Below are 13,198 nucleotides of genomic sequence, written 5' to 3' on the forward strand. Positions count from 1 at the left end.
ACTAAATTAATATTTAATACTTGAAAATGATGAAACAACTGAAAACTTTACTAATCGCCGCAGCGCTTTTCATTGGTGCAAGCCAAACTATGAATGCCCAAGCAAAGACTGCACATGTTGACGTTAGTGAAATTATGGCTAAGATGCCTGCAATGATAGAAGGGCAAAAGCAACTTGAAAAATTGAACCAGACTTACAATGCTGATTACAAAACGATGGTTGATGAATACCAAGCCAAACTAAAAAAATATGATGCGGAATCAGGTACAGTTGCTGAGAAAGTAAATCAAGACAGAGCTGTTGAAATTCAGGACATGCAAAAAAGAATTAGAGATTACGGCGAAAATGCTCAAAAAGAATTACAGCAAAAAGAACAGGATTTGTTCAAGCCTATCCAGGAAAAAATCAAAGCAGCTATCCAAAAAGTAGGAAAAGCTAAAGGATACCAATATGTTTTGGATTCAGCTATGGTTTTACTTGCTGACGGTCCAAACATTACTGCTGACGTAAAGAAAGAACTTGGGTTCTAATCAAAAACCCGAATATTTTAGAAACTGCTCAAATTTATTGAGCAGTTTTTTTTTACTTTTGTTTCTATGATAAACTCAAACCCAATAGGACTTTTTGACTCCGGAATAGGCGGAACATCTATCTGGAAAGAAATCCATCAATTAATGCCTTACGAAAATACTATCTACCTGGCTGATAGTAAAAATGCGCCTTACGGCCAAAAAACAAAAGACGAGATTATTGCATTAAGCATTAAAAATACCGAATACCTTTTAAATCAGAATGCAAAAATTATTGTTGTAGCCTGTAATACGGCCACCACAAATGCAATTAAGGAATTAAGAACCAAATTCGATGTTCCCTTTATTGGAATCGAACCGGCTATAAAACCGGCTGCTAATAACTCCAGAACACAAACGATAGGCATTTTAGCGACCAAAGGAACCCTTAACAGCGAGCTTTTTAATAAAACCGCCGAACAATTCCAGGAAACCAATATCATTGAACAGGTGGGCTATAATTTAGTTAAACTGATTGAAGAGGGTGAAATGTATTCTGAAGAAATGACTTCGCTACTAAAAACCTATTTAACACCAATGATTGAAGCCAATATCGATTATCTGGTTCTAGGTTGCAGCCATTATCCTTACCTAATTCCTCAAATCAAAGAAATTCTGCCGCCTCATATCAAAATCATCGATTCTGGTGAAGCGGTAGCCCGACAAACCTACAAAGTACTTGAGGAAAAAATCGGGCTTAATACAGCTGCTGGTGAACACAGTACTTTGTTTTACACAAACTCTGACCCAAAAGTTCTGAAAACGATTTTGGAGAACAAATATCCTGTCATCCAAAAAGATTTTTAAGTCTTAAAAGCTATTCCTGATCTTTTAGCCAGCCGGAATACATAACGTAGTTATTAGAAATACGTTCAATTTCGCCTGCAAAATCAGACTTATTAATATCTTTTACTTTCTTGGCCGGAACGCCTGCGTATATAGTTCCGGATTCAACAACTGTGTTCTGTGTTACTACCGCTCCGGCGGCAATAATAGAATTGCTTTCAATAACGCAATTGTCCATTACAATTGCACCCATCCCTATCAATACGTTATCATGAACTTTACAGCCATGTACGATAGCATTATGCCCTATTGACACGTTATTCCCAATTTCGGTAGGATGTTTTTGATAGGTACAGTGGATAACGGCTCCATCCTGGATGTTTACTTTATTCCCAATTTTAATATAATGAACATCACCTCGAATCACAGCATTAAACCAAACGCTGCAGGAAGCTCCAAAAGTTACATCTCCAATGATTGTTGCATTTTCGGCAACATAGCAATCTTCAGGAATTGAAGGACTTTTGCCATTTACAGTTTTTATTAGCATAGAATATAAAAAAGAGTCCCGATAAAAGCGCTGCGATTATCGGGACAGAATTAATATCAACTTTAAAATAATTAATTAACAGCAGGACAATTACAATCCCATTTTTCTCGCTTACAGAATAAATTCAGACCTAAAGTGATTTGGTGGAAACCACCGTTATCAAACTTTACGTTACCTGTTAGCTGAGAATAAGTATAGGCTACCATAAAGTTTTTATAATTTAAGCCTACGATTGGAGTAATGTATTGTAATTTCTGATCTGAAACACTATTACCATCAAGGTATTGTGCTCCATCAAAGCTTCTTCTATAAGACAAACCGCCCCAAAGCTTTCCAAAATCTAAATCTTTATAGACTTTTAAGTTTATGTCGATTGACTTTTCTTTTGTCTCATCAACATATTGGAACAAGAAAGATGGTTCCCATTGAAGTCTGTCCGGATCACCAAAAACATATCCGGCGCTGAACAAGTATTTTCTTAAGTTATCGGATTCGTAATCGGTATAGATTTCTCTTCTGATATTGGCAATTGCATTTTTTACAGTAAAGTGAGCATAAAAATCCAAATAGTTATAGGAAGCTCCAAAATCGACATTGAAATAAGAGGCTTTTTGGTAAACTCCTCCTACTACGATAGGGTCAAATCCTTCAAATTCAGATTCATCTAATTTACTTTGCACCAAACCGGCGCTCATACCAAATGACAACTGGTTTAAATCATAATCACCTCTTGAAAACAGGATATGGTGAGCATAAGTAAGTTTACCTCCTACTTGTGAATGGTAACCATTTTTATCATTAAAAAGTATGATACCCACACCTGACTGCTCTCCTATTCTTCCGTTAAAACTCAAAGTCTGCAAAGCTGGTGCATCATCCTGACCAAACCATTGCTGACGAGCTGTTAAACGTAATTTAGCACAATTTGCTGCACCCGCCATAGAAGGGTGAATCAAATAATAATTATCGGATAAGTAATCTGAATAAACGGCAATTCCTTCTTGTGAAAACGATATTTGTGACAATAACAATAATAATGCTAAATACCTCTTTTTAAAATTCATGGGGTCTATCTTTATTAATGAAAAACGCTCTTAATTATTAATTAAAAAAAATTGCTAATCCTTGATTACCTTATTAAACAGGCTGGCTGATATGATTTAGTAATTTTTCGTAGCGGTCAAATATATAAATTTTTGTGTTAGGTTGCTATACTAATTCGTTAATATTACAATCACTTTTTATAGAAACTTTAAGAAAAAAATTAAAATGCTCTTAAAAAATCATTTCGCCTCAATAATGTCTGGGTGTTAAACAAAAACGAAAGAACTGTTAATTTATTCTATAAAAAACCAAATATAACATTTCACCGAAAATTTCTTTGTTAAATTTGCTCAAAATAAGATTCCAATGATAAATGTTATTATAAAAGAGACCCAAAATCCGACAATTCTGAAGTTTGAATTGCCAGATTTTATCGCGCAAAATGAAAATTTCGAGTTCAAAAACATAGACGAGGCAAAAGATTCTCCTCTAGCCCAACAGCTATTTTACCTACCTTTTGTAAAAGCCGTTTATATTTCTGGAAATTTTATAGCCATACAACGCTATAATATCGTAGAATGGGAAGATGTAAAAGCAGCCGTTGCAGAACAAATTGAAAGTTTTGTCAACAAAGGCGGGCAAATCCTAACCGTTACAGAGAAGAAAGCAACAAAACAGCCTCTAACCGTTTATGCTGAAAGCACTCCAAACCCTTCCGTTCAAAAATTTGTTGGCAGCCGAATGATGACCAAAACGGCTATGGAATTTAAAAACATTGATGAAGCTGCTGCTTCTCCATTAGCCTTAGAGCTATTCAAGTTTCCGTATGTCAAAGAGGTTTTTATTGACGAGAACTATATTTCTGTAACAAAATATGCTGTAAAAGAATGGCAGGATATCACTTACGAGCTACGAAGTTTCATTAAAGAGTTTATTGAAAACGGCGGTACCGTTATCGATGAAAGTATTGCGGCTCTCAATCCGAAAACTGAAAAGCAGAAGATTGAGAATTTTGACAATCTGGATACCACCTCGCAACAAATCATAAACATTCTTGAAGAATATGTGAAGCCAGCTGTAGCTGCTGATGGAGGCAATATCCTTTTTGATTCCTACGATGAAAATGACAAACGAGTAAAAGTTGTATTGCAAGGCGCTTGCAGTGGATGTCCTTCATCAACATTCACACTTAAAAGCGGTATTGAGAATATGCTGAAAGACATGCTCAACGATGAAGATATAAAAGTAGAGGCCTTAAACGGTTAATAAAACAACATTTATTTGCTATCTTTATAAGATAAACAATTTAAAACTAGCAAATTATGTCTGTATTAAAAGTAATCGAGATTCTTTCAAGCTCGGAGACAAGCTGGGAAGATGCCACTAAAAAAGCCGTTTCTAAAGCATCAAAAACTTTGAAAAACATAAAATCGGTTTATGTCCAGGATCAAAGCGCTACCGTGCAAAACGGATCGGTTAAAGAATTTAGGGTAACATTAAAACTTACCTTTGAGTTAGAATAGGCACTCAAATCATCTTACATTTAAGCGTTTCGAATTCGAGACGCTTTTTTTATAATTTAAAAACCACTTCCTCATGAACGACCTACATAAAGAGACAAGTCCATATCTTCTGCAACATGCCAATAACCCGGTACATTGGAAAGCCTGGAACCAGGAATCATTAGATCTGGCTAAAGAAACCAACCGGCTGATAATTGTGAGCGTTGGTTATTCGGCTTGCCATTGGTGTCATGTCATGGAACACGAAACTTTTGAAGACTCCGATGCGGCAGCTGTGATGAACAAAAGTTTTATTAATATTAAGGTAGACAGAGAAGAAAGGCCGGATATTGATGCTGTTTATATGAAAGCCGTACAAATTATGACCGGTCGTGGCGGTTGGCCTATGAATGTTGTGTGTCTTCCGGATGGCAGACCTGTTTGGGGAGGAACTTATTTCAGAAAAGAGGAATGGATGGATACGCTCCAACAACTCCAACAGCTTTATGTAGCAAATCCTGAGAAAATGATGGATTATGCAGAAAAATTACATCAAGGCATCAATGCTATCAGTTACATACAACAACCTGAAAACAGTGAGAGCTTTAACTGGGAAAGACTTGAAGCATTGGTTGAAAAATGGGAAAAAAGTTTTGATTGGGAATTTGGCGGATATAGCAGGGCACCAAAATTCATGATGCCTAGCAATTATTCTTTCCTATTACGGTATGCTTATCAGCAAAAAGATCAAAAACTATCCGAATTTGTAAACCTGACACTTACCAAAATGGCTTATGGAGGATTATTTGACATTGTTGACGGCGGTTTTTCACGCTATTCTGTCGATATGAAATGGCACGTCCCTCACTTTGAAAAAATGCTCTATGATAACGGACAATTAGTTTCATTATATTCCGAAGCCTATAAACTTACCCGAAATCCTCTATATAAAGAAATTATTGAAAAGACATTATCTTTTATATCAAAAGAACTTACCGCTCCAAACGGAGGTTTCTTTTCAGCATTGGATGCAGATAGCCTGACAGCTGAAGGGCATTTGGAAGAAGGTGCTTTCTATGTCTGGACTAAGGAAGAATTGAAAGCCATAGTAGGAGAAGATTTTGAACTGTTTGGTATCGTTTTCAATATAAATGATTTTGGCCATTGGGAAAACGGCAACTATGTTCTGATCCAAACAGAATCATTGGAAACAATCGCTCAGCAATTTAATTTAGATGCTGCTGAATTGCGCCGCAAAAAACAAAACTGGGAAAAGCTGTTATACGCTTCAAGAGACAAAAGAAAAAAGCCCCGACTTGACGACAAATGCCTTACCTCATGGAACGCATTAATGCTAAAAGGATATGTTGATGCCTATAAAGCATTAGGAACAGGAGCTTATCTAAACACAGCGATTAAAAATGCAGCCTTTATCATTGAGAACCTTTGGACTCCTGAAGGAAACCTTCTACATAATCACAAGAGCGGGAAAAACACGATTAATGGCTATCTTGAAGACTATTGTTTCGTAATTGATGCTTTTATTGCCTTATATGAAGTTACTCTTGATGAAAAGTGGCTTAGAGACTCCAAACAGCTTACAGATTATTGCTTTGACCATTTTTATGATACTACCAATGGTTTTTTTGCCTTTACCTCTGATTTAGATACCGCCCTGATTACAAAACATTACGAATTGGAAGACAATGTAATTGTCGCGTCAAATTCTACAATGGCAAATAATCTGTATAAATTGGCTATTTACTTTGAAAACTCTTATTATGAAACCGTAGCACAAAAAATGCTTGTCCATGTACTACCTGATATTGACTATCCTTCTGCTTTTTCAAACTGGCTGCATGCTTTTTTAAATTTTTCAGATGCCAATCAGGAACTTGCTGTCTGTGGAGAAAATGCTTTGGAAAACATATTATCACTTCAAAAAGAATACTTACCAAATATTGTTTTAGCCGGAACCCGCAAGCCTTCAGAGCTTCCATTCTTAAAGAACCGATTTGAAAAAGGGAAAAATTTATTCTATTTATGTCAAAATAAAACTTGTGAATTGCCGTTAGAAGACATGGTTTCTATACTAAATAGTATAAAAAATAGGCAGGCCTCATAAAATTGCATCACAAAAACTATTAATTGTTTAAAATTTAACAAAAATTTATTTTTTAAATTATTAGATTTGACTCTTTAAAAAAAATTGTGTCTGAGGATGTTGATTGACGCCCAAAAAATAGAAACTTATACAGATCGCTTTATTACAATTTTGGTGGATTATTCCCCTAAACTAATAGGAGCGTTCCTTATACTTTTCGCAGGATTGTGGGGAATAAGGCTTTTAAACCGCCTTGCCACAAAAATAATGATTAGTCGAAATCTTGAACCGACACTCACTACGTTCTTAGCAAATATTTTAATTTGGGTATTGAGAGTATTGCTATTTGTAGCATTTATCTCAAAACTTGGAATTGAGACTTCCTCATTTGTTGCCATTCTTGGAGCTGCCGGTTTGGCTATCGGATTGTCATTACAAGGATCTCTTTCTAATTTTGCAGGAGGCGTGCTCATCATTTTATTCAAGCCTTTTAAGGTTGGCGATACAATTGAGGCGCAAGCGGAAACAGCAAAAGTTTTAGAAATTCAGATTTTTACAACTAAGCTACTAACAGCTTCCAATCAGATAGTCTATATTCCAAACGGAATACTTTCAAACAACAAGATCAAGAATTATTCGCAGAATAGCAACAGAAGAGCTGACCTGGTTATCAAAATAAACTATGAAACGGATATAAAGTATGTGAAGGACACTATAATAGGAATCATGAAAAATCATCCGCAAGTGTTAAAAAACCCGGCCCCGGCCATAATTGTGAGTGATTTAACAGATACTGGCATAAATTTGGTGGCTAGACCCTGGGCAAAGAATGAAAATTTTGGAAGCATGAGTTCTGATGTACTGGAGCAAATATTGACTGAATTAGAAAAAATTGAAAAAAATCCATTTATTAAAGCAACTACATAAAAATCATATTAAAAACTAAAAACTAGAATAAACAATTTAAAATCATGAAAAAAATACTTTTTTTAAGCATCTCCCTTACAGCATTATTTTCAAATTTTGCTAAGGCGCAAGTCCTTTCAGCACAACAGACTGTTAATGATATTGCTAATAATGAAAGAAGATTCTCCAACAAAAATGCGGTTGACAAAACTGCGGGTTCAAAGTACTTTAATGAGACTTTCTTGCCTGCCAAAATCGTAGGTTCTAATGAAATCATCTTGGTTAGACATAACGCTTACACAGACGACATGGAAGTAAGCATCAATAATGAGGTTAAGATTGTCCCTGCCGAATTAAACACGATGATTAATATGACAAATAGCACTACTTCTTATGAGTATGTAGCATATACTAATGAAAAAGGAGTAAAAAAAGAAGGATATTTGAAATTAATCAGTAATAATCCAAAAGTAAAGATTTACAAATCTGAAGTTGTATATCTTAAACCAGAAGTACATCCTGCTTCCGGATATGATACCTACAAACCAGCTGCTTATACAAAATCAAAAGATGAGTATTTCATCAGATTAAGCGAATCAGAGATTAAGCCTTTGTCTTTAAAGAAGAAAGCAATAGTTTCTATAGTACCTGAGAAAGAAAAAGAAATCGCTTCATTCATCAAAGAAAATAAGATTTCATTTTCTGAAGACACTGACCTAAATCAACTAGGAAGATTCTTAAATTCACTTATGTAATATAAAATCTTTCAGATAGAAAGGTTCAAAGTAAGCGACATCAACGATGTCGCTTTTTTTATGCCTATCAAATGAAAGGCTGCTCATTTCTTTGGCTGAAGGATAAATGATGTCAGAGTGATATACAAACCTGCTATCGCTTAATACATCCGCGCATTTCATCGCCCCATCACCTAAAAGATGAATGGTTCCCTCAAAATCTGCGAAAGAATCTTCTGTAATGATTTCAGCTTTTGTTTCGTGTATTTTATTGTACTGGCTGTCAAAAACAGCATCATAAACTTCCATCCGTCGGGCATCAATCATCGGAATGATTAATCCGTCAGCAACAGACAGCTGTCTTGCCAATATTTCTAAAGTATCAATTGCTATTAATGGAATATTTAAGGCGTAGCACAATCCTTTTGCTGCCGAAACGCCTATTCTCAATCCGGTATAAGAACCCGGCCCCTGACTAACGGCTACAGCCTTTAAATCAGAAAAATCAATCTTTACTTCCTGTAGCGATTCTGCAATAAAAACATGGAGTTTTTCAGCATGTGAATAGCCCTGTTCAGACATTTCTTTGCAAAAAAGCGTTACGCCATCTTTTGCAATGCTTATCGAACAGTTTTTAGTCGCTGTTTCAATATTGAGTATGTAGGACATTATTTTTTAGTCTTATCTTTTTTGGCTTTACTATCCGATTTTATATGTACTATATCACCAGTGTTCAAATCTTTTGTAACTGTAGCATAAGGGCCCACAATTACTATATCGCCTTTTTTCAAACCTGATGAAACTTCAATATTAGTATCATCCTGAATTCCAGTTTTTATTACCCTAAGTTTAGCTTTATCACCTTCTTTAACAAAAACACATTCGAATTTCTTCTCTGATTTTGGTGCTTTTTGATTGTTGTTCTGGTTATCTTTTGAATTTAACACTACCGGTTTCTTTGTAGCAGAAGTATCAGTTTTCACTACAACTGAACTGATAGGAACTGACAATACATTTTCTTTTCTCTTTGTGATAATATCAACTGTTGCAGTCATTCCGGGTCTGAAAGGAGAAAAATTTGCTGGTTTACCTTCCAATAAGTCGGCATAGGACTCTTTCAATATTCTCACTTTTACTTTGAAATTGGTTACCTGATCGGCAGTCAAAGCAGTACTCGCAGAGTTTGAAATGCTGGTTACAATTCCTTTAAATTCTTTTTTAAGATAAGCATCGACTTCAACCTTTGCAGAATCACCAACATTGATCTTAACAATGTCATTCTCATTCACATCGACTTCAACCTCCATGTTATTAAGGTTTGCTACTCTCAAAAGTTCCGTACCGGTCATTTGTTGCGTACCCAATACTCTTTCTCCTAATTCTACACCCAATGAAGAAATAGTCCCGTCGGCTGGAGAATAAATTGTCGTTCTTCCTAAGTTATCTCTGGCTTCATTTACTGTTGCCGAAGCACTTTGAACATTGTAATAGGCTGACTGTTTTGTAGCCTGTGCCACTTCAAATGAAGAAACGGCCTTATCCCAATCTGATTTTGAAATTATTCCTTTTTCAAAGAGTGTCTTATTTCTCTCGTAATTTGCTTTTGCTTCTTTGAATTGTGCATCGGCCTGGCTCAATCCGGCTTTAGTTCCAGAAAGGCTTGCCACAGAACGATTAAGTCCTGAGGTATATAAATCAGGATTAATACGAACAAGCAAATCGCCTTTTTTAACTACCTGTCCTTCTTTCACAGGCAAATCGATAATTTCTCCCGATACTTCAGAAGAAATCTTCACTTCAATTTCTGGCTGGATTTTGCCTGTTGCAGAAACTGTTTCAATAATTGTCATAGCATCTACCTGGGCAATTTCTACTTCTTTTCCTTTTTCCTTACTTCCCAAAACGCCTGCTTTTGAAAGCAGTAATAAAACAATTATCAGAAGAATAGCTCCTCCTAACATATAATAAACAGTCTTCTTTTTCATAATAATTTATTGTTTTTGGATAGGTATGCCGAAATAAAATTCTAAAACTTTCACTCTGAAAATATAATCGAATTTTGTCCTTAGAACTTCCGATTGTGCATTTACATAGAGTGTCTGGGCTTGATTCAGTTCAAAAGCATTCATCAATCCGACATCAAATTTTTCTTTTGCATAATTAAATGCTTCTGTTCTTGCTTCTAATGCAACCAAAGCAGACTCATACGATTTCAAAGCTCCTTTAGCATCTGTAAAAGCCGTATAAACATTTCGCTCTAAATCTAATTCTTGCTGGCTATATACCGTTCTTGAACGTTCTAAAGCCACCTTTGAGCGTTCTACATTGTTACGGGCAGACAATCCGTTTAATATTGGAATATTCAATTGAAAACCGAAAGAATGACCTTTGTTATCACTAAACTGGTCAAAAATAGGTGCCGGTTTCCCTAAAATAGGCGAAAGATTTGGTGTAATCACATTTTGGTTAGTACCTTCAACCACTCCTATTACTCGTGTAGGGTTTTGCGAATTAAGATTATAATCGACAATTCTGTCAGAATAAGAAGCTCTTGTACTAAAGCTATAAAATCCTTGCAAACTTGGCTGGTAAGCTCCTCTGGCAATCTGTACATCTTTTTCTGCTATCTCCAGATTTGCTTTGGCTATTTTAAGTTCGGATCTTTCCGTCTTTGCTTTTTCAAAAATGGCAGAAGGTGTTTGCAACATTACTTCGCTTTCTCTTACTTCATAGTCGTTATCCTGAATATCAAAATCCTGGAAATTTTCTATCTGAAGCAATTGTGCCAAGCTCAATTTTGAAATAAGCAGTGTGTTTTCCGCAACGATTACAGATTGCTGACTACTGGCTACTGTAGCGTCAATATCTAACAAATCACCTCTTGGAACCGATCCGGCATCCACCAGAGCTTTGGTTCTTTCTTTCTGTTTTTCGTTATTTTGCAACTGTTCTTTCTGTACTTTCAGATTTTCTTTATTGAAAAGAATCTGTAAAAAAGCATTGGCTACATTCAGGGAAACATCGTCTTTCATTTTAGACAGCTTGTACTGGGCTGCAATGATAGAAAGCCTAGCTTTCTTCATTCTATTTATATTTTGAAGTCCTCTGTAAATATCAATGTTTGCATTTAGCCCTGCAGAGGTAAACTGTACGGTCTGATTTTCGAGCAGACCGGTCGTAATGTTCTGGTTTAAACCAATATTCCAGGAATGAACAGCCGTACCGTTGATGCTTGGCAAAAAATTCCCGAAGGCATCTTTCTTGTCAATTTCAGCAACCTGACTGTCTAAATCGGCTTGTTTTATAGAAATATTATTGTCTAATGCATATTGCACGCACTCTTGCAAAGTCCATTTTTTTGCCTGAGCATTTGATACGAGCCCTGAGAAAAGGGCAAAAATCAAAATAATTTTACTGACGAATGTTTTTTTCATAAATAATTACGTACAATATGGGCAAGTTATTGCAATACAAATTTAGCTTTTTTACTCACTTAATAAAATTATTAGACTTTTAAATAAGGAATCTGTTACACATTTTTTTAGAAAAGATATTAAAAAATAAATTTACATTTACTTCGAAATTAAATCGTTAAAGACATGGGTAAATATTTCCGCCTATCAATCTCATTACTAACCTTGCTGCTATTGAGCGGTTGTGCTTCTACAAAGAAAATAGATGCACTGAAACCGGAACCGGACGATGCTTCGCCTCTGGTTTATGAAAATTCCACATCCTTCATCAACCTTCCTGTAAAAATAAAACTCAAGGATATCGAAAGTCAGACAAATAAACTCCTGAACGATGTTATCTATGAAGACAAAAACATTGAAGACGACGACATCCAGATGAAAGTCTGGAAGCTTGCCGATATAAAAATCTCTGAAGAGAAAGGAAAAATTAAGACTGTTCTTCCTTTAAAAATCAATATCCACTACCGATACGGCATTGACAGGTTGGGAATAAAATTATACGATACGCGAGAAATCAACATGAATGGCGTTATTACGCTACTAAGCGACGTAGCACTTACGAACTGGAAGATGAATACCGATACTTCTATAAAGTCTTTGGAATGGAACGAAAGCCCGACCATCGTGATTGCAGGAAAAAATGTTGCCATTACTTATTTGATAAATCCTGCCATCCGTCTTTTTAAATCCAAAATAGAAAACAATCTGGATGAGGCAATTAAAAAATCTATGGATTTCAAGCCTAATGTACTTGATGCTTTGGAAAAAATATGTACGCCGTTCCAAATGAGCGAAACCTATGATTCCTGGTTACGCATTGTGCCAATAGAATTATATGCAACCAATTCCAAACTTCAAAAAGACATGGTTTCTTTTGAAATGGGATTAAAGTGTAATATGGAAACCATTGTAGGTCAGCAGCCCAAAAACAAGCTCGACAGGGATAAAATCGTCCTAAAACCGGTAACTAAAATGCCGGATTACATTGCTGCCAATATCGCTGCAATTTCAACCTATCAGGATGCTTCAAAACTGATGACTAAAAATTTTCAGGGACAGGAATTTGGTTCCGGAAAAAGGAAAGTAACCGTAAAAAAGGTGGATATCTGGCAAAAGAACAACAAGATGATTATTGCACTGGATTTATTAGGCTCCGTAACCGGAACCATCTATCTTTCCGGCTATCCGCAATACAACGATGCAACAAAAGAAATCTATTTTGACCAGTTGGATTATGTGCTTGACACCAAAGACAAACTCATCAGAACCGCAAACTGGCTGGCTTCAGGAATGGTATTGAGAAAAATGCAGGAAAGTTGCCGCTATTCTATCAAGCCTAACCTTGAAGAAGGCAAAAAGAACATGATGAATTACCTGAAAAACTATTCTCCTATGCCGGGTGTTTTTGTGAATGGTAATATTGAAGGTATTGAATTCAAAAAGATACAGCTCACGAACAAGGCCATCATTGCTTTTATTACCGTGAATGGCAAAGTCGATGTCAGCATCGACGGATTGAAATAAAAAAAA

At 35.8% G+C, this 13,198-nt stretch carries 13 protein-coding genes; 8 read left to right on the forward strand and 5 right to left on the reverse strand.

Annotation, left to right across the window (positions count from 1 at the left end; genetic code table 11):
- The first annotated feature begins 29 nt into the window (after window positions 1-29).
- Complete coding sequence (locus ABH942_RS03095; RefSeq protein WP_370029774.1) at window positions 30-530, forward strand: OmpH family outer membrane protein; 501 nt, start codon at window positions 30-32, stop codon at window positions 528-530.
- 66 nt (window positions 531-596) lie between these two features.
- On the forward strand, window positions 597-1,376 hold the full coding sequence (gene murI, locus ABH942_RS03100) for a glutamate racemase (RefSeq protein WP_370029534.1): 780 nt from the start codon (window positions 597-599) through the stop codon (window positions 1,374-1,376).
- A gap of 10 nt (window positions 1,377-1,386) precedes the next feature.
- Here the strand turns inward: murI and ABH942_RS03105 are convergent, their stop codons facing one another.
- Entirely contained in the window at window positions 1,387-1,905 is a 519-nt protein-coding gene (locus tag ABH942_RS03105; protein WP_370029535.1) for a gamma carbonic anhydrase family protein, read from the reverse strand.
- A gap of 71 nt (window positions 1,906-1,976) precedes the next feature.
- Window positions 1,977-2,969: a type IX secretion system membrane protein PorP/SprF gene (locus ABH942_RS03110; RefSeq protein WP_370029536.1), complete on the reverse strand. Its 993-nt coding sequence runs from the start codon at window positions 2,967-2,969 to the stop codon at window positions 1,977-1,979.
- A gap of 346 nt (window positions 2,970-3,315) precedes the next feature.
- On the opposite strand from ABH942_RS03110, the gene ABH942_RS03115 reads away from it, so the two are divergent.
- The 5 genes from ABH942_RS03115 to ABH942_RS03135 all read left to right on the forward strand — a co-directional run bounded on the left by ABH942_RS03115 (window position 3,316) and on the right by ABH942_RS03135 (window position 8,216).
- The gene (locus ABH942_RS03115) at window positions 3,316-4,215 is read left to right on the forward strand and encodes a NifU family protein (protein ID WP_370029537.1); all 900 of its coding nucleotides are present in this window, start codon (window positions 3,316-3,318) and stop codon (window positions 4,213-4,215) included.
- 56 nt (window positions 4,216-4,271) lie between these two features.
- A complete protein-coding gene (locus tag ABH942_RS03120) occupies window positions 4,272-4,472 on the forward strand; it encodes a dodecin family protein (protein WP_140001795.1) in 201 nt (66 codons plus the stop codon).
- 73 nt (window positions 4,473-4,545) lie between these two features.
- Entirely contained in the window at window positions 4,546-6,576 is a 2,031-nt protein-coding gene (locus ABH942_RS03125; protein WP_370029538.1) for a thioredoxin domain-containing protein, read from the forward strand.
- 96 nt (window positions 6,577-6,672) lie between these two features.
- On the forward strand, window positions 6,673-7,482 hold the full coding sequence (locus ABH942_RS03130; RefSeq protein ID WP_370029539.1) for a mechanosensitive ion channel family protein: 810 nt from the start codon (window positions 6,673-6,675) through the stop codon (window positions 7,480-7,482).
- 44 nt (window positions 7,483-7,526) lie between these two features.
- Entirely contained in the window at window positions 7,527-8,216 is a 690-nt protein-coding gene (locus tag ABH942_RS03135) for a hypothetical protein (protein ID WP_370029540.1), read from the forward strand.
- Here ABH942_RS03135 and tsaB read toward each other — a convergent pair.
- Genes tsaB through ABH942_RS03150 form a run of 3 tightly spaced genes read right to left on the reverse strand, consistent with a single transcriptional unit; the run spans window position 8,205 to window position 11,629 of the window.
- On the reverse strand, window positions 8,205-8,864 hold the full coding sequence (gene tsaB, locus ABH942_RS03140) for a tRNA (adenosine(37)-N6)-threonylcarbamoyltransferase complex dimerization subunit type 1 TsaB (RefSeq protein WP_370029541.1): 660 nt from the start codon (window positions 8,862-8,864) through the stop codon (window positions 8,205-8,207). The two genes, ABH942_RS03135 and tsaB, sit on opposite strands and share 12 nt — an antisense overlap.
- Window positions 8,864-10,180 carry an efflux RND transporter periplasmic adaptor subunit gene (locus tag ABH942_RS03145; RefSeq protein WP_370029542.1) on the reverse strand — a complete coding sequence of 439 codons (1,317 nt, stop codon included), beginning with the start codon at window positions 10,178-10,180 and terminating at the stop codon, window positions 8,864-8,866. The genes tsaB and ABH942_RS03145 overlap by 1 nt, the downstream gene beginning before the upstream one ends.
- A 6-nt stretch (window positions 10,181-10,186) precedes the next feature.
- A complete protein-coding gene (locus ABH942_RS03150; protein WP_370029543.1) occupies window positions 10,187-11,629 on the reverse strand; it encodes a TolC family protein in 1,443 nt (480 codons plus the stop codon).
- Window positions 11,630-11,794: 165 nt separating this feature from the next.
- On the opposite strand from ABH942_RS03150, the gene ABH942_RS03155 reads away from it, so the two are divergent.
- Window positions 11,795-13,192 (forward strand): DUF4403 family protein, encoded by a 1,398-nt coding sequence (locus tag ABH942_RS03155; RefSeq protein WP_370029544.1) that lies wholly within the window; start codon window positions 11,795-11,797, stop codon window positions 13,190-13,192.
- Window positions 13,193-13,198: the final 6 nt, after the last annotated feature.

Origin of the sequence: Flavobacterium sp. 28YEA47A (assembly GCF_041262125.1) — a bacterium.
Taxonomy (GTDB): domain Bacteria; phylum Bacteroidota; class Bacteroidia; order Flavobacteriales; family Flavobacteriaceae; genus Flavobacterium.